Raw genomic sequence first — 16,433 nt, 5'->3', positions numbered from 1 at the left:
AAGTTCTGAGGCTTTTTCGTTTGTGCCGCCGTTGGTGTCGTGGTTTGTGCGGCGTCTTCGCCTCCTGCGGTGATCTGTGTGAAGATCGGCTCCCTATGAGCAAGGCTTTCACCAAGGAATCCGACGGCGACGACGATGATGAAGTCGGCCTGCCGCCCTTGCCGCCGGGCGGCAAGAACTACATCACGCCCCAGGGCTTCGCGCGGCTGAAGACGGAGCTGCTGGACCTGATCGACAACGAGCGCCCGCGCATCGTGGAAATCGTGCACTGGGCGGCCAGCAATGGCGACCGCTCCGAGAACGGCGACTATCTGTACGGCAAGAAGCGCCTGCGCGAGATCGATAGGCGCATCCGCTTCCTGACCAAGCGGCTGGAGATCGCCGAGGTGGTGGATCCCTCCGTGCATGCCGGCAGCGAGCAGATCTACTTCGGCGCCACCGTCACCTATGTCGATGACGAGGGCGAGGAGCGCACCATCACCATCATGGGCATCGACGAGGCCGACAGCGCACGCCAGCAGGTCAGCTGGATTGCACCCGTCTCGCGCGCCCTGCTCAAGGCCCGTGTGGGCGACGAGGTGGCCCTGCCCACCCCCGCAGGTGTGCGCACGCTGGAGGTGCTGGAAGTCACCTACCCGGAGCCGGGCGGCGCCGCCGGGTGAGCGTTCAGGGCTGCAGTTTCTGCAGCAGCTCCAGCGTGGGGTAGCCGTCGGCCACTAGGCCCTGGCTTTGCTGGAACTGGCGCAGGCCCGCGCGCGTGGCCGGCCCCATCACGCCATCGGCTGTGCCGGCCGAAAATCCCCGTTCGTTGAGCGCGGTCTGCAAGGCACGCAACTGGTCGCGCGACAGCGGTGCCAGATCGCGCGGCCAGGCCGCCTGCACGCCCGGGCCACCGGCCAGTTGCTGCGACAGCAGGCCCACGCCCAACGCGTAATTCACGGAGTTGTTGTAGCGCAGGATGGTGCGGAAATTGGCTCCCACCATGAAGGCCGGCCCGCGTGCGCCGGCCGGCGCGATCACGCTGGCATCGGCCGTGGAGGGCAGGGCGGAGCCGTCCACGGCCTGCACACCCTCGGCCGCCCATTGCGCGCTGTCCTGGCGCACGCTGGTCTCGGCGCGTGCATGGTCAAAGCCTGCCGGCAGGCGCACTTCCACGCCCCAGGGCTCGCCCGTCTTCCAGCCCGAATGGGCCAGGTAGTTCGCCGTGGAGGCCGTCACATCGGGCAGGCTGCCCCAGATGTCGCGGCGGCCATCGCCATCGGCATCCACCGCATAGGCCAGGAACACGGAGGGCAGGAATTGCGTGTGGCCCATGGCACCCGCCCAGGAGCCGATCATGTGGGCCGCATCGATATCGCCGTTGTCGATGATGCGCAGGGCTGCGAGCAGCTCCTTTTGCGCCCAGGCGGCGCGCCGGCCGTCAAAGGCCAGCGTGGCCAGCGCATCGACCGTGGGGAAGTTGCCGAAGTTGCCGCCGAAATTGCTTTCCATGCCCCAGATGGCGGCGATCACCTCGGCCGGCACGCCATAGCGCTGGCTGGCCGACTGCAGCGGTGCAGCCGCTTCGCGCAGCTTGGCGCGGCCCTGGGCAATGCGCTGGGCGGATACGGCGCTGTCCAGGTACTGCCAGGGCGTGCGCGTGAATTCAGGCTGCGAGCGGTCCAGCTGCACCGCGCGGCGCTGCAGCCGGGCAGGCTCCAGTGCGCTGCGCACGGTTTTCTCCGAGATGCCGGCGTCCAGCGCCTTGCGCGCGAAATCCCGCTTCCACGCTTCGAAGCTGGTGGCTTCGGCCTGCTGGGCGGCATCCGGCGCGGTGGCGGGTTCGGGCTGCACGGGCGCGGCAGGCGCCGTGGGGGCCGGCATGGAGGGCGGCACCGTGACCGGCGCAGGCGCCGGCCGGGACGCGCAGCCGGCCAGCAGCACGGCGGCCAGGGTGGTGGCCAGGGTGGTGGCCAGGGCGGCACGGTTCAGCGCGGCGGGATGGCGGGCGGTGGGAAAGGCGTGGGCTGTGGCTTGGGCGGTGGCGTGTGCGTGGTGCATCCGGCCATTGTCTCCGCTACGCCCCGGCTCGGAGTGCAACACGGTGTTTCTGCATTGGGCGTGCGGGGCCGCTATGCTGTGCGGCCATGACCGCCATCGCTCCGCCGCCATCACCGTCCCCGGTTCTGCACGATGCCGCGCTGGCCCTGCGCGCCCTGCTGCCGCCCGGCCGGCGCTGGCTGGTGCTGACGGGCGCGGGCTGCAGCACGGGCTCCGGCATTCCGGACTACCGGGATCTGGAAGGCCAGTGGAAGCGTCCTCAGCCGGTGACGCTGCAGGCCTTCATGGGCAGCCATGCCACGCGCCAGCGCTATTGGGCGCGCAGCCTGCTGGGCTGGCCCGTGATGGCGCAGGCCAGGCCCGGCCAGGCCCACGCGGCACTGGCGCAGTTGCAGCGGCGCGGATGGATCGAAGGCCTGGTCACCCAGAATGTGGACGGCCTGCATACGGCAGCGGGCAGCGATGGCGTCATCGACCTGCACGGCCGCATCGCCGCCGTGCGCTGCATGGGCTGCGGCACCGGCATGGAGCGCGCCGTGCTGCAGGCCATGCTGCTGGAGCGCAACCCCGGCTGGGCCGGCCTGAGCGCCCAGGCCGCGCCCGACGGTGATGCCGATCTGGAGGGGCGCGACTTCAGCCGCTTCGACGTGCCGGCCTGCGCGCACTGCGGCGGCGTGCTCAAGCCCGACGTGGTGTTCTACGGGGAAGGCGTGCCCAGCCAGCGGGTGCAGGCCGTGCGCGCCATGCTGCAGCAGGCCGGCGGGCTGCTGGTCGCCGGTTCTTCGCTGATGGTGTATTCAGGCCTGCGCTTCGTGCATGAGGCCGTGGGCCAGGGCAAGCCGGTGGCCGCCATCAACCAGGGCCGCATGCGCTCCGAGGATTTGCTGGCCCTCAAGATCGAGCAGGACTGCGGCCCGTTGCTGCAGCGGCTGGCCCAGGACCTGGCGCAATGAAAAAGCCCCGCAGGAGCGGGGCAGTGTTCATCAGGGGATGACGCGCGATGCGCGCACCACCGAGTGCACGCGGCGCAGGTTGCGCAGCGCGGACTCCACCTGCTGGTTGTCGTGCACCGAGATCACGAAGCACAGGTCCGTGGTGCTCATGGCGGCCTCGTCGGCCATGTCCACGCGCAGGATGTCCACCTCGGCGCCCGCCAGCTCGGCCGCCACGCGCGCGAGCACGCCCTTGCCGTTGTTGACGGTGACCACGATGCGTGCCTCGAACAGGCGCGCGGCATCCATGTCATCGGCCCACTCGACCACGATGAAGCGGTCTCTGTCCTTTTCCTGCAGGCGCTGCGCGATCTTGCACTGCGCATGGTGGACGATCAGGCCTTCGCCACTGCCCAGGTAGCCCACGATGGGGTCGCCCGGCACGGGGCGGCAGCATTGCGCGTAGTGGATGGAGCCCTGGTTGGAGCCGTCCAGCAGCACGGCACCCTGGAAGGGGCGGTTGCTGGAGTTGAAGCGTTCGCGTGTGAGCAGCAGGGCGTCGGGCCGGTGGCCGTGGCGCGCCATCAGCGCCGTCAGGCGCGAGGCCACCAGCGACGCAATGCGCCGGCCCATGCCGATGTCCACCATCAGGTCGGCGCGGCTGCGGCTGCCGGCCATGCGCAGCACCTCATCCCACAGTGCCTGGTTGGCCTCGTCGGCCGGCGGCACGGCATCCATGCCTTCGGCACGCATGGCCTGGGCCAGCAGGTTCTCGCCCAGGCGGGCCGATTCGCTTTGCGCGGCCGACTTCAGGTAGTGGCGGATCTTGGAGCGCGCGCGGCCCGTCTTCACGAAGCCCAGCCAGGCCGGGTTGGGCGTGGCGTCCTCTGAGGTGACGATCTGCACCACGTCGCCGCTCTTGAGTTCGGTGCGCAGCGGCACTTCCTCGTTGTTGATCCGGGCGGCCGTCATGTGGTTGCCGACCTTGCTGTGGATGGCGTAGGCGAAGTCCACCACGGTGGCGCCGCGTGGCATGGCCATGATCTCGCTCTTGGGCGTGAACACGTAGACGGCGTCGGGGAACAGGTCCACCTTGACGTGGTCCCAGAACTCGGCCGCATCGCGCGTCTCGTTCTGGATGTCCAGCAGCGACTGCAGCCACTGCGTGCCCAGCTGCTCGGAATCGTGGCCGGGCTGGGCCTTGTACAGCCAGTGCGCGGCGACGCCGGCCTCGGCGACGATGTGCATTTCCTCGGTGCGGATCTGGAACTCGATGTTCACGCCCGATGGGCCCACCAGCGTGGTGTGCAGCGACTGGTAGCCATTGTTCTTGGCAATGGCGATGTAGTCCTTGAAGCGGCCCGGCATGGGCTTGTACATCTGGTGCAGCACGCCCAGCGCGGTGTAGCAGTCGATCACGCGCGGCAGGATGACGCGAAATCCGTAGACGTCCGTCACCTTGGCAAAGCTCAGCTGGTTCTTCTCCATGCGCAGATAGAGCGAATACAGCGTGCTTTCGCGCCCTGCCAGGCGTGCCTGCAGGCCTGCGCCGGCGAACTCCGCATTGACCTCGTCCTGCACGCGCTGGACCAGATCGCGGCGGCGCTTGCGCGAGCGGGCGATGGCCTTTTCCAGCGTGGCATAGCGCCAGGGATGCAGGTGGCGGAAGGCCAGGTCCTGCAGCTCGCGGTAGGTCTGGTTCAGGCCCAGGCGGTGGGCAATGGGTGCGTAGATCTCCAGCGTCTCCGACGAGATGCGGCCCCACTTGTTGCGCGGCATGTCGCCCATGGTGCGCATGTTGTGGGTGCGGTCGGCCAGCTTGATCAGGATGACGCGCACATCGCGCGCCATGGCCAGCAGCATCTTGCGGAAGGACTCGGCCTGGTTTTCCTCACGCGTGTTGAACTGCAGCTTGTCCAGCTTGGTGAGGCCGTCGACCAGTTCGGCCACGTCCTGGCCGAAACGCTGGGCGAGGTCCGCCTTGGTGACGCCGCAGTCTTCCATCGCATCGTGCAGCAGCGCGGCCATCAGGGCCGGCGCGTCGAGCTTCCAGCTCGCGCACAGCGCGGTGACGGCAATGGGATGGGTGATGTAGGGTTCGCCGCTGCTGCGCCACTGGTCGCTGTGGGCCAGGTCGGCAAAGGCATAGGCTTCGCGCACCTGCTCGATGCTGGTGGCATCCAGGTAACCCAGGTGCTCCATCAGTCCGGCAAAGGCATTGGCCGACACGGTCGCTGCCTGCTCTGCAGACATGCGCTCGGGCCGGGGTGTCGGTACGGGATCAGAGGGGGCTGTGAACGAAGTCAAGGCCGCTTTCATGACTTAAATGTAGCGTGCATGCGGGTTTGTGCAGGCTTCATGTAAAAAAAGCACCGCTGTGCGGTGCTCTTTGTGGGGCCATTGTGTTGCTTTGCAGCAAATCAGCCCGGAACCTTCTTCAGCATCTCCAGGCCGACCTTGCCTTCGGCGATCTCGCGCAGGGCGGTGACACCGGGCTTGTTCTTGGTTTCGATCCTGGGCGTGTGGCCCTGGCTCAGCATGCGGGCGCGGTAAGTGGCGGCCAACACGAGCTGGAAGCGGTTAGGGATCTGCTCCAGGCAGTCTTCAACAGTGATGCGTGCCATCAGGATCTCCGGGAAACGTCAGTTGGGTACAGAAATATTGAGAGACTCGAAGGTCTCTGCGCGGCGGCTGCGCTGAGCCGCATACTTGAGGCGCTGGGCGTGGATGATCGTCTTGAGATCAAACAGTGCGCTCTCGAACAATTCGTTGATTATAACGAAGTCGAATTTCGCCACCTGGGCCATCTCCTCGGCCGCGTTCGTCAGGCGCAGCTCGATCACCTCGGGCGCATCCTCGCCCCGGTTTTCCAGGCGTGCGCGAAGCTCGTCCCAGCTGGGCGGAAGGATGAAGATCAGAACGGCGTTCGGAAACGCTTCCTTGACCTGCAGCGCGCCCTGGTAGTCGATCTCCAGCAGCACGTCGGTGCCGACCTGGATGCGCTCTTCCAGCGCCTTCTTGGCCGTGCCGTAGCGGCGGCTGTGCACATTCGCCCATTCGACGAAGGCGTTGTTCGACACCATGGTGTCGAATTCCTGGTCGGAGACGAAGTAGTACTCGCGGCCGTGCTTTTCCTGCCCACGCGGCGCGCGGGTGGTGTGGGAGACGGAGGGCGAGACGCGCGCATCGAACTCGCGCAGGGCTCGCACCAGGCTGGACTTGCCGGCCCCGCTGGGGGCCGAGACGACAAAGAGGTTTCCGGGGTAATCCATGGATTTGTGCGCAGTTTGGTTACGCATGGGCATCTGTGATGGGCTTATTCGATGTTCTGCACCTGCTCGCGCATCTGCTCGATCAGCACCTTCATGTCCACGCTGATGCGGGTCAGCTCCAGCGTGGCGGACTTGGAGCCCAGCGTGTTGGCTTCGCGGTGCAGTTCCTGGATCAGGAAATCCAGGCGCTTGCCGATCTCGCCGCCCTTCTTGAGCAGGCTCTGGATCTCGTCCAGGTGCGAGTCCAGGCGGGTGACTTCTTCCGCCACGTCGATGCGTATGGCAAAGGCCGTGGCCTCGGTCAGGGCGCGGTCCTGGGCGGCTTCGGGCGCCACGGCGCCTTCGGCCAGGGCCATCGCTTCCTTCCAGCGCTCCATGAAGCGCAGGCGCTGCTGCTCCACGAGCTGGGGCACCAGGGGCGTGGCGTCTGCCGCGAGCTTGCGCAGCTGGGCGATGCGGTCCAGCAGCATGGTGGCCAGGCGCTTGCCTTCGCGGGCACGGGCTTCCAGCAGTTCGGTCAGGGCCTGCTCTGCCAGAGTGGGCAGCATGCTGCTCCAGTCGATGGCCGAGTTGGCGCCGCCGCTGGCCAGGCGCAGTGCGTCGGAGACGGACAGGCTGCGAGCGTCGGGCAGCCATGACTGGACGGTGTCCTGGAGCATGGCCAGGCGCTGCAGCATGGCGGTGGAGGGGTCGGGCAGGGAGTTGCCGTCGTCGTTGTCGATGGCGGCGCGCACTTCGACCTTGCCGCGCTTGAGGCGGGCGGTCAGAAGGGCCCGCAAGGCCGGCTCATGGGCGCGCAACTCGTCGGGCAGGCGGAACGAAAGATCCAGGAAGCGGCTGTTGACCGAGCGGATCTCCAGACCGAGCCGGCTGTTGCGGCCCGACGCTCCACCATCTTCTGCGGACGCGCCGTGCTGGGCACTGGCGTATCCGGTCATGCTGTAAACTGGCATTGGACTTTTGATGGATGCTTGCAATTGCCCGATTATCCGGGTTTCGCCTCATCCCTGAGACTCACCGGAGAAAAATGTCTTCCAAGATCAAGCCGGCGCCATTGCCGCCAGGCAGCACGATCGGCGGCTATCGGGTGGTGCGCAGGCTTGCTTCCGGCGGTTTCGGCGTCGTTTACCTGGCCTTGGATGCAGAGGGCAAGCAGGTTGCGATCAAGGAATACCTGCCCGCATCGCTGGCCACCCGTGCCCCCGGAGAGTTGCAGCCCGCCGTGGCTCCCGAAAAGCTTTCACTGTACCGCCTGGGCCTCAAGAGCTTCTTCGAGGAAGGGCGTTCCCTTGCACAGATCTCGCACGCTTCCGTGGTCAGCGTGCTCAATTTCTTTCGCGAGAACGAAACCGTCTACATGGTGATGAACTACCTGGAGGGTGCCACCCTGCAGGACTTCGTTGTCACCGCGCGCGAGCTCAAGGCCGAGAAGGTGTTCCGCGAATCGACCATCCGCTCGCTGTTCGACGAGGTGCTGCGCGGCCTGCGCATCGTGCACCAGCACAAGATGCTGCACCTGGACATCAAGCCGGCCAACATCTTCATCACCAATGATGACCGCGCCGTGATGATCGACTTCGGCGCGGCGCGCGAGGTGCTGTCCAAGGAGGGCAACTTCATCCGCCCCATGTACACCCCGGGCTTTGCCGCGCCCGAGATGTACCGCCGCGATGCGTCGCTCGGCCCCTGGACCGACATCTACGCGATTGGCGCCTGCATCTATGCCTGCATGCAGGGCTTTCCGCCCAACGAGGCGCCGCAGCGCCAGGACAAGGACCGGCTCACGCTGGCGCTGACCAAGCTGCGCGGCGTGTACTCGGACAACCTCATCGAAGTCGTCGAGTGGTGCATGGCCATGGACCCGGGTTCGCGCCCGCAGTCGGTGTTTGCGCTGCAAAAGGAATTGAGCCGCGAGGGTGAGCGCCGCTACACCAAGCTCAGTGTCTCCGAACGCATGCGCCTGCAACTGGACACGCTGGTGACCGACGCCAAGAAGAACATGCAGAAGATCAGCGGCACGGCAGGCCTGCCGGCCGTCGGCCAGGAGCGCAAGCCATGAGGTTTTCGGTATTTCAGCTGAGCCGCCGCGGCGGCCGGGCGCTCAATGAAGACCGCATGGGCTACTGCTACACGCGGGAGGCCGTGCTCTTCGTGCTGGCCGACGGCATGGGCGGCCATCCCGAAGGCGAGGTCGCCGCGCAGCTGGCGCTGCAGGTGATGTCCGTGCATTTCCAGCGCCAGGCCAAGCCGCTGCTGGACGATCCGCAGGGCTTTCTGGTCGATGCGCTGCTGCACGCGCACCGGCAGATCCTGCGCTACGCCAGCGCCAAGGGCATGATCGATACGCCGCGCACCACGCTGGTGGCGGCCGTCATCCAGAAGGGCAAGATCACCTGGATCCACTGCGGCGACTCGCGCCTGTACCTGGTGCGCGGTGGCGAGCTGCTGGTGCGCACGCGCGACCACTCCTATCTGGAGATGGGCGAGATCGCCGCGCAGCTCAAGACATCCAGCCGCAATGTGCTGTTCACCTGCCTGGGCTCGCCTTCCAAGCCCATCTACGACGTGACCGAGCCGCGCCGGCTGGAGCAGGGCGACAAGCTGCTGCTGTGCTCCGACGGCCTGTGGGGCAGCGTGGACGAAGGGCACCTGATGCGCACCCTGCACGGCCGCACCGTGTCCCAGGCCATCCCCCAGCTGGTGGAAACGGCGCTGCGCAACGCGGGCGATGCCAGCGACAACGTCACGGCCATCGCCATGGAGTGGGAGACGCCCGACGCCTTCGAGTCCACCATGGGCATCTCCACCCAGGACATCGAGAACGACGCGTTTGAATCCACGATCCAGGGGGGGCCAATCGAAGACCTGGAAGATGAGCTGGATGACGCCGCCATCGAGCGCTCCATCGCCGAGATCAACGAGGCGATACGCCGCTCGGCCGAGCGCCAGTTCAAGCGCTGAACGCCGCTGCCGGCCCGCAGCAGCGGTGCCGGTGGCGCGCATGGACTACCGAACCTATTGACGACAAAGGGCGCACGGGCGCCCGACTGGATTTCTACGATGAAGATTGTGTTGGCCTCCAACAACCGCGGCAAGCTCGCCGAGCTGCAAGCCATGTTCGCCCCGCTGGGCGTTGAACTGATTCGCCAGGGCGACCTGTTCGAGGGCGAGGCGCCCGAGCCGCATTGCACCTTCGTGGAGAACGCGCTGTCCAAGGCCCGCTTCGCGGCCGAGCGCACGGGCCTGCCCGCCATTGCCGACGACGCCGGCATGTGCGTCTCGCACTTCGGCGGCCTGCCGGGCGTGGACACGGCCTACTACTGCACGCAGTTCGGCTACGAGAAAAGCGACGACAACAACGTGCGCGCCCTGCTGGAGCAGATGCAGGGCGTGGCCGACCGCCGCGCCGCCATGGTCAGCACCCTGGTGGGCGTGCGCAGCGCCAGGGACCCCGAGCCGCTGATCGCCATGGGCCGTGTGCTCGGCGAGATCACCACCGAGCGCCGTGGCACGCAGGGCTTCGGCTTCGACCCCGTGATGTACATCCCTGAGCTGGGCCAGACCTTTGCCGAGATGGACCCGGCCGTGAAGCACGCGCACAGCCACCGCGGCCGCGCCACGCTGCAGATGATCGAACTCGTGCGCGAGCGCTGGGTGCGATGATTCCCATCCAGCCCCAGGATTCGGCCTCCGGCGCCCAGGCCGCCGTGCAGCGCGACATCCAGCACTACATGCGCCCCGGCACGCTGCAGCTGGGCAGCCTGCCGCCGCTGTCGCTGTATGTGCACCTGCCCTGGTGCATTCGCAAGTGCCCGTACTGCGACTTCAACTCGCACGAGCATGGCCGCGACGGCCCCGAGCTGCCCGAAGACCGCTACATCGACGCCCTGGTCGCCGACCTGGAGAGCGCGCTGCCGCTGATCTGGGGCCGCACCGTGCACAGCATCTTCATCGGCGGCGGCACGCCCAGCCTGTTCGCGCCCGAGTCCATCGACCGGCTGCTGGCCGCCATCCGCGCGCGCCTGCGCATGGAGGCCGACTGCGAGATCACCATGGAGGCCAACCCCGGCACCTTCGAGACCGACCGCTTCCGCGCCTTCCGTGCGGCCGGTGTCACGCGGCTGTCCATTGGCGTGCAGAGCTTTGACGACCGCCTGCTGCAGGCCGTGGGCCGCGTGCACGACGGCGCCCAGGCGCGTGCGGCCGTGCGCGAGGCGGCCGACAGCTTCGAGACCTTCAACATCGACCTGATGTACGCGCTGCCCGGCCAGACCGAACTGGACCTGGCGCGGGACCTGGACGTGGCCATGTCCTTCGCCCCGCCGCACCTGTCGGTCTATCACCTGACCATCGAGCCCAATACGTATTTCGCCAAGTTTCCGCCTGCCATCCCCGAGGACGACCTGGCCTACGACATGCTGGACCGCATCACCGCGCGCACCGCTGCCGCGGGCATGCAGCGCTACGAGATCTCGGCCTATGCGCGTGAGGGCCACCAGTGCTGGCACAACCGCAACTACTGGCAGTTCGGCGACTACCTGGGCATAGGCGCGGGCGCGCACAGCAAGCTCAGCTTTGCGCACCGCATCGTGCGCCAGGTGCGCTTTCGTGATCCCGCGCGCTACATGGACCAGGCCCTGGCCGGCGCGCCGCTGGCGCAGGACGGCGAGGTGCGCCGTGCCGACCTGCCCTTCGAGTACATGCTCAACGCGCTGCGCCTGCGCGAAGGCTTTGCGCTGCAGGACTTCATGGAGCGCACCGGCCTGCCGCTGTCGTCCATCGCCAAGGGGCTGGACGCCGCACAGGCCAAGGGCTTGATCACGCGCGACCTGGGGCGGGTGGTGCCCACGGAGCGGGGTTTTGACTTCCTCAGCGACCTGCAGGAACTGTTTCTTGCCGAGTGAACCTGCGAACCGCCGTTGAAAAAAGGACGCCGAGGCGTCCTTTTTTTCATCCAGCGCCACAGCGCAATCGGTCGGCGATCAGCCGCAGCGCACGGCCAAGATGCGGCCGGTTCCATCGACCACCAGGTTCAGGCGTTCCTGGTTGAACTCCATCGTCGTTGGCTGGCCTTCGCGCAGCACGCGGGCCATGTAGGCGCCCGACTGCTTGCGGGCGGCCTCCAGCGTGGCCGAGGTATTGCTCTTGCCCACGAAGGACTGCGCCGATGCCGCATTGCAGACCTGCACGGGGCGCGGGGCCGGTTGCGCCCCACCGCCGCCGCTGCCACCAAAAGGATTGCTCATGCCGGCGCAGCCTGCCACCAGGGTGGTGGCGCCCAGCAGGGGCAGGGCGGCAAGGCGGCGTTGGAGGGCGGGGGCGGTCATCGGCATGGTCTGTCTCCTCGATTCATGGGGTGTTGCTGCGCAGTATCAGGGCGGGCGCGGGCGCGCTGCCTCGGACAATGCCGCATACCTTAGCCGGGCTGAGCCGGGCCAAGGCGAAGCCGAAGGCATGCGGAAGTAACAGGTGGCAGCAAAGGCTTCAGCGCCGCGCGCTGCGGCCTTCCGCGGGGGCGTGGTGGAAGACCGTGGCCTCCATGCCCATGGCGCGTATCTTGGCCGCCGCCTGATCGGCGCTGCGCTGCTTGGCAAAGGGGCCCGAGCGCACGCGCACGATCTCGCCCTTGTTGCTGTGCAGGGTCTGGCTGAGCGTGGGCAGCTTGGCTTTCTCCAGCCGCTCCACCACGCGCCCGGCATTGCCAGCTTCAGAGAACACGCCGATGTTGATGTAGTAGTTGCCCGGCTCCAGAGCCGCCGAGGCGGCCTTGGCAGGTGCCGCGGCCTTTGCGACGGGTTCGGCAGGCTTGGCTGGCTTGGCTGGTTTGGTTTCAGCCGCCACCTTGGAGGGCTTTGCGGGCGCTGGCGTGGCTGCGTGCACGGACGCTGGCGCAGGTGCAGGTGCTTTGGCTGGCACCAACGCGGCCTTGACGGGAATGGCTGCAGCTGCAGTGGCAGCGACGGCACCCGCAGCGCCGGCCGCTGCCACTGCGGGCATGGGTTCGACCGTGCCGGAGACGGTGCTGCCGGCGGCGGGCAAGGGCGCTTGCGGATCAGGGCGCGCCTCGGTCTGGGCAGCCGGCTCTTGCGGCTGGGGCGTGGGGGAGGGAGTGGGAGCAGGAGTGGGGGCGGGTGTGGGCGCCAGTTCCGTCCTTGGCGTTTCAACGGCAGCTACGGCTGCGGCGGGCGTTGGCGCCACGGCTGGTGCAGCTGGCGAAACTGGTGCAGCGGCCGGTATGGATTCGGACGGGATCACCTCGGACGGAATCACCTCGGTCTGTGCCGCCATGAAATGTGGCATGCCCGACAGCGCCCAGATGCCTGCACCGGCAGCGGCGGCAAGCACCGCACCGGCCGCCACGGCCAGCCGCTTGCGCAGGGGCGTGGCCGCGCGGCGGGCCAGGCGTTCGTGCGCTGCGGCCATGTTGGGGGCCTCGCCAATGGCTTGCAGCGTGTGGCGGCGCACATGGTGCCAGTACAGGGCATTGGCGCCCAGGCCGGGAATGGCAATGGCCAGCAGGATCAGCGTGGCATCGATGCCGTGGGCAATCGCCGGGGGCAGGCCCAGCGCGGGGCGCAGCAGCAGGCCCCAGACCAGGCCCGTGCCGCCGGCGGCCAGCGCATAGAGGCCACCCTCTTGCCACAGCCCGCGCAGCCCGCACCAGGGCAGGGTGAACAGGCCTGCGGCCAGGTTCCAGGTAGGCAAGGGCTTGCCCAGCGCGTCGAAGCGCTCGAACAGGCGCAGGTAATAGTCGCGAGAGGGCTCGCCAATCAGGCTGGCGTACAGGCCCGGCATCAGGCCGGTGCCCTGTCCGCCGGTGAAGCTGGTGACGCCGGAATGCGCGCCGGCGCCTGCCCGCTCGTTGGGGGTAGCGGCGTCATCGCCGTGCTGCAGCGCATAGGCTGCTGCGGCGAAGGCGCTGGCTATAGAGGGTGGCAGTTTGCTGGGGCTCTTGGGAGAGTCGGCCGTGTCGGGCCTGCTGGCACTGCCGGGCTCCTGCCGGGCAGGGGCCGCCTGCCTTCCGAAGTCGATGGTGGCGGGAGGTGCTGAGATGGCGTCTTCCGATGGGGCGGGCATGTCAGCAATTGTGTCATGCACTCATGGCTGTCGGAATCACGACATTCGGGCGGATCGATCGGGTGAATCAATCGCGCAGATCAATCGCGCAGATCAATCGGGCCGATCCATCGGCCCCGATCGATCTGCCTTTGCCATCAGGCCTGGCGCGCGGGCAGCACGGTGGCGCGGCACTCGCCGAAGCCGATGCGCGCGGCGCCCGGCTTCTCGCACCAGCCGCGCAGGATCACGGCATCGCCATCCTGCAGGAAGGTGCGGCTCTCGCCATTGGCCAGGGCCACGGGCTTCTTGCCGCCTTCGGTCAGCTCCAGCAGCGCACCGGCCTCGCTGGAGGTGGGGCCGGACAGCGTGCCCGTGCCCAGCAGGTCACCGGGCTGCAGGTCGCAGCCGTTGACGCTGTGGTGGGCCACCAGCTGGGCCATGGTCCAGTAGGCGTGGCGGTAGCTGGTGTGGGTGATCTGCTGGGCGGCCTGGCCTTCGGCGCGCATGCGGCCGGTCTCCAGCGCCACGCTCAGCTGCACGTCGAACGCGCCGCGCTCGGAATTGGCGGCCGAGCTCAGGTAGGGCAGGGGCTGGGGATCTGCGGCGGGCCGCGTGAAGGCCGTGCGGTAGGGCTCCAGCGCCTCCAGCGTCACGATCCAGGGCGACAGCGAGGACGCGAAGTTCTTCGACAGGAAGGGGCCCAGCGGCTGGTATTCCCAGGCCTGGATGTCGCGCGCCGACCAGTCGTTGAGCAGGCACAGGCCGAAGATGTGGTTCTCTGCCTCGTCCATGGAAATCGCCTCGCCCCAGGCGTTGCCGGCGCCGGTGTAGATGCCCATCTCCAGCTCATAGTCCAGGCGTGCGCAGGGCTTGAGCGCGGGCGCGGCGGCGTCGGGCGCCTTCAGCTGGCCCATGGGGCGGCGGAAGTCCACGCCCGACACGCGCAGGCTGGACGCACGGCCGTGGTAGCCAATCGGCACCCACTTGTAGTTTTCCATCAGCGGGTTGTCCGGGCGGAACAGCTTGCCGACGTTGGTGGCGTGGTGCACCGAGGTGTAGAAGTCCGTGTAGTCGCCCACCTGTGCCGGCACCGTGTATTCCACGTCGGACTGGGCCACCAGGCAATCCTGCAGGACCGCCTGTGCGGCAGCGCCTTCGCGCAGCGCGCGCGACAGCGCCAGGCGCAGGGCCGACCAGGCGGCAGGTCCCATGGCCATGAAGCCGTTCAGGTGCTGTTGCGAAGCGGCTTCCAGCTGCGGCTGCACGGCATCGCCCAGCGCCTTGAGGGCGCTGGCGCGCGCCAGGTCCAGCACCTGGTCGCCAATGGCCACGCCGCCGCGCCAGGCCTCCTGGCTGCCTGCGCGGCGGAACACCGCGTAGGGCAGGTTCTGGATGGGAAAGTCGCTGGCGCCGGTGTTGGCCGAGGCCACCCAGCTGCGCAGGCCTGCGTCATGGGTTTCGTTCAAGGACATCTGTCTCTCCTGGTTGGGTTTGTCTGTCGTTGGTCTGAAAAGGGGTTTGGCGGGGCAGGGCGAGGCGTGGCGGGGTCAGGCGGCGGCAAAGCCGCCGTCCATGTTCCAGTGTGCGCCGCGCACCTGGGCGGCCTGCTCGCTGGCCAGGAAACCGGCCAGCGCCGCCACCTGCTCCACGGTCACGAAGGCCTGGGAGGGCTGCTTGGCGCCCAGCAGCTGGCGCGCCGCCGCTTCGGCATCCAGCCCTTCGCGCGCTGCCAGCGCATCGATCTGTCGTTGCACCAGTGGCGTCAGCACCCAGCCCGGGCAGATGGCGTTGCAGGTCACGGGCGTGGTGGCGAACTCCAGCGCCACCGACTTGGTCAGGCCGATCAGCCCGTGCTTGCTGGCCACATAGGCCGGCTTGCGCGCCACGCCCACCAGTCCGCTGACCGAGGCGATATTGATGATGCGCCCCCAGCCGCGCTCCAGCATCTGCGGCGCGCAGGCCTGGATGGCATGGAAGGGCGCCGAGAGGTTGACGGCCAGCAGCTCGTCCCACTTGCCGGCCGGGAATTCGAGCAGCGGGCTCACATGCTGCATGCCTGCGTTGTTGACCAGGATGTCGATGGGCCCCATCTCGGCCGCAATGCGCTGCGCCAGCGGTGCGATGGCGCTGCCGTCGCGCAGGTCCAGTCCGTAGTGGCGCACCGGCACGCCATGCGTTTGGGCGATCTCGCGCACCAGTGCATCGGTCTCGGCCGATGCGGCGGCCTGGCCATGCAGCGCGATGGCCGCGCCCTCGCCGGCCAGATGGCGCGCCACGGCCAGGCCGATGCCGCTGGTCGATCCGGTGATCCAGGCCACGCGGCCCGCATGCGGGCGGCAAGCCGGGGAGGAGGGGATGGGGTTCATTTCAGAAGATCCATTTCCATATGCACGTACTCGCTGAGAAAGCGCACCCGCGCCCAGTAGATCAGCAGCCCGTCGGCATTGCATGCCCAGCGCAGCGCCTGCATCAGCGGCGTGCCCAGGGCCACGCCCAGGTGCTCGGCGGCCAGTTCGTCGGCCGGCGCCACGCTCAGGTGCTGGCGCGCCACGGCAATGCGCGAGGGGTCGCTGCTCAGGGCCACGGCCAGGGAACTGCGCTCCAGCTGGGCCTCGATCTCGGGGAACAGTTCCTGCTCCAGGTACAGCTGCGACAGGCAAAACCGCGCCGCGTCATGGTCGTACACGCGCAGCAGGTGCACGTAGGCGGGGGCCATGCGGCCCACGTCGGGGAAGCCTTCGGGAATCGGCGGCAGGCAGTCGCGCCCGGTGTGCAGGGTGATCTGGCCGATGTGGGCGCCAAAGGCCACCAGCTCCTTCCAGCTGGTGGGCAGCAGGAAGGACGGCGGCTTGTAGGGCGCCGCAATCACCCGCGTGCCGCCGCGCTTGCGCGTGAGCAGCAGGCCCTCTGCCACCAGGGCGCCCAGCGCCATGCGCACCGTGGTGCGCGACACGCCATGCAGCGCCTCCAGCTCCTGCACCGTGGGAATGGCGCTGCCTACGGGCCAGGCGCCCGTGGACACCTTGCTGCGGAACAGCCGCGCCAGCTGCAGGTGCAGCTTGTCCCGGCCTTGTTGAGGGGCCGACGCGGTGGAGTTGGAGGGCATGGAGGCAATAAAGTATCTATTCAG

Annotated in this window: 16 protein-coding genes; 6 read left to right on the top strand and 10 right to left on the bottom strand. The window is 68.0% G+C overall.

Annotated features, from left to right (window positions below):
• Positions 1–95 precede the first annotated feature (95 nt).
• Entirely contained in the window at positions 96–662 is a 567-nt protein-coding gene (gene greB / locus KDK82_RS29735; RefSeq protein WP_088166996.1) for a transcription elongation factor GreB, read from the top strand.
• 4 nt (positions 663–666) lie between these two features.
• Here greB and KDK82_RS29730 read toward each other — a convergent pair whose 3' ends face one another.
• On the bottom strand, positions 667–2,040 hold the full coding sequence (locus tag KDK82_RS29730; protein ID WP_179218000.1) for a lytic murein transglycosylase: 1,374 nt from the start codon (positions 2,038–2,040) through the stop codon (positions 667–669).
• An 86-nt stretch (positions 2,041–2,126) separates the two neighbouring features.
• Between KDK82_RS29730 and KDK82_RS29725 the strand changes: the two genes are divergently transcribed.
• The gene (locus KDK82_RS29725) at positions 2,127–2,993 is read left to right on the top strand and encodes an NAD-dependent protein deacetylase (protein ID WP_088166995.1); all 867 of its coding nucleotides are present in this window, start codon (positions 2,127–2,129) and stop codon (positions 2,991–2,993) included.
• 30 nt (positions 2,994–3,023) lie between these two features.
• On the opposite strand, the gene KDK82_RS29720 is transcribed toward KDK82_RS29725, so the two are convergent.
• The 4 genes from KDK82_RS29720 to KDK82_RS29705 all read right to left on the bottom strand — a co-directional run bounded on the left by KDK82_RS29720 (position 3,024) and on the right by KDK82_RS29705 (position 7,182).
• Entirely contained in the window at positions 3,024–5,291 is a 2,268-nt protein-coding gene (locus KDK82_RS29720) for a bifunctional (p)ppGpp synthetase/guanosine-3',5'-bis(diphosphate) 3'-pyrophosphohydrolase (RefSeq protein WP_034390983.1), read from the bottom strand.
• 101 nt (positions 5,292–5,392) lie between these two features.
• Positions 5,393–5,596, bottom strand: a complete 204-nt coding sequence (rpoZ, locus tag KDK82_RS29715) for a DNA-directed RNA polymerase subunit omega (protein WP_012203952.1) — start codon at positions 5,594–5,596, stop codon at positions 5,393–5,395.
• 18 nt (positions 5,597–5,614) lie between these two features.
• The gene (gene gmk / locus KDK82_RS29710; protein WP_013803794.1) at positions 5,615–6,244 is read right to left on the bottom strand and encodes a guanylate kinase; all 630 of its coding nucleotides are present in this window, start codon (positions 6,242–6,244) and stop codon (positions 5,615–5,617) included.
• A gap of 44 nt (positions 6,245–6,288) precedes the next feature.
• Positions 6,289–7,182, bottom strand: coding sequence for a YicC/YloC family endoribonuclease (locus tag KDK82_RS29705; RefSeq protein ID WP_043825178.1), 894 nt, complete (start codon positions 7,180–7,182; stop codon positions 6,289–6,291).
• Between the two features lie 89 nt (positions 7,183–7,271).
• Between KDK82_RS29705 and KDK82_RS29700 the strand changes: the two genes are divergently transcribed.
• The 4 genes from KDK82_RS29700 to hemW all read left to right on the top strand — a co-directional run bounded on the left by KDK82_RS29700 (position 7,272) and on the right by hemW (position 11,148).
• Positions 7,272–8,303 (top strand): serine/threonine-protein kinase, encoded by a 1,032-nt coding sequence (locus KDK82_RS29700; RefSeq protein ID WP_088166994.1) that lies wholly within the window; start codon positions 7,272–7,274, stop codon positions 8,301–8,303.
• Complete coding sequence (locus tag KDK82_RS29695; protein ID WP_012203956.1) at positions 8,300–9,205, top strand: PP2C family serine/threonine-protein phosphatase; 906 nt, start codon at positions 8,300–8,302, stop codon at positions 9,203–9,205. The genes KDK82_RS29700 and KDK82_RS29695 overlap by 4 nt, the downstream gene beginning before the upstream one ends.
• 99 nt (positions 9,206–9,304) lie before the next feature.
• On the top strand, positions 9,305–9,907 hold the full coding sequence (rdgB, locus tag KDK82_RS29690) for an RdgB/HAM1 family non-canonical purine NTP pyrophosphatase (RefSeq protein ID WP_012203957.1): 603 nt from the start codon (positions 9,305–9,307) through the stop codon (positions 9,905–9,907).
• The gene (hemW, locus tag KDK82_RS29685) at positions 9,904–11,148 is read left to right on the top strand and encodes a radical SAM family heme chaperone HemW (RefSeq protein ID WP_012203958.1); all 1,245 of its coding nucleotides are present in this window, start codon (positions 9,904–9,906) and stop codon (positions 11,146–11,148) included. Before rdgB ends, hemW begins: the two co-directional genes overlap by 4 nt.
• A 78-nt stretch (positions 11,149–11,226) precedes the next feature.
• Here the strand turns inward: hemW and KDK82_RS29680 are convergent, their stop codons facing one another.
• The 5 genes from KDK82_RS29680 to KDK82_RS29660 all read right to left on the bottom strand — a co-directional run bounded on the left by KDK82_RS29680 (position 11,227) and on the right by KDK82_RS29660 (position 16,409).
• Positions 11,227–11,577 carry an I78 family peptidase inhibitor gene (locus tag KDK82_RS29680; protein WP_088166993.1) on the bottom strand — a complete coding sequence of 117 codons (351 nt, stop codon included), beginning with the start codon at positions 11,575–11,577 and terminating at the stop codon, positions 11,227–11,229.
• 151 nt (positions 11,578–11,728) lie between these two features.
• Positions 11,729–13,321: an SPOR domain-containing protein gene (locus KDK82_RS29675; RefSeq protein WP_088166992.1), complete on the bottom strand. Its 1,593-nt coding sequence runs from the start codon at positions 13,319–13,321 to the stop codon at positions 11,729–11,731.
• Between the two features lie 137 nt (positions 13,322–13,458).
• Entirely contained in the window at positions 13,459–14,775 is a 1,317-nt protein-coding gene (fahA, locus tag KDK82_RS29670; RefSeq protein ID WP_088166991.1) for a fumarylacetoacetase, read from the bottom strand.
• A 75-nt stretch (positions 14,776–14,850) separates the two neighbouring features.
• Positions 14,851–15,669, bottom strand: a complete 819-nt coding sequence (locus KDK82_RS29665; RefSeq protein ID WP_088166990.1) for a 3-hydroxybutyrate dehydrogenase — start codon at positions 15,667–15,669, stop codon at positions 14,851–14,853.
• Positions 15,666–16,409: a GntR family transcriptional regulator gene (locus KDK82_RS29660; RefSeq protein WP_012203963.1), complete on the bottom strand. Its 744-nt coding sequence runs from the start codon at positions 16,407–16,409 to the stop codon at positions 15,666–15,668. The genes KDK82_RS29665 and KDK82_RS29660 overlap by 4 nt, the downstream gene beginning before the upstream one ends.
• Positions 16,410–16,433: the final 24 nt, after the last annotated feature.

The sequence above is a fragment of the Delftia sp. K82 genome, from assembly GCF_002193035.1.
GTDB lineage: Bacteria > Pseudomonadota > Gammaproteobacteria > Burkholderiales > Burkholderiaceae_C > Comamonas > Comamonas acidovorans.
The sequence above is the reverse complement of the archived record's forward strand: the minus strand, read 5'-3'. Positions and strand labels throughout refer to the sequence as shown.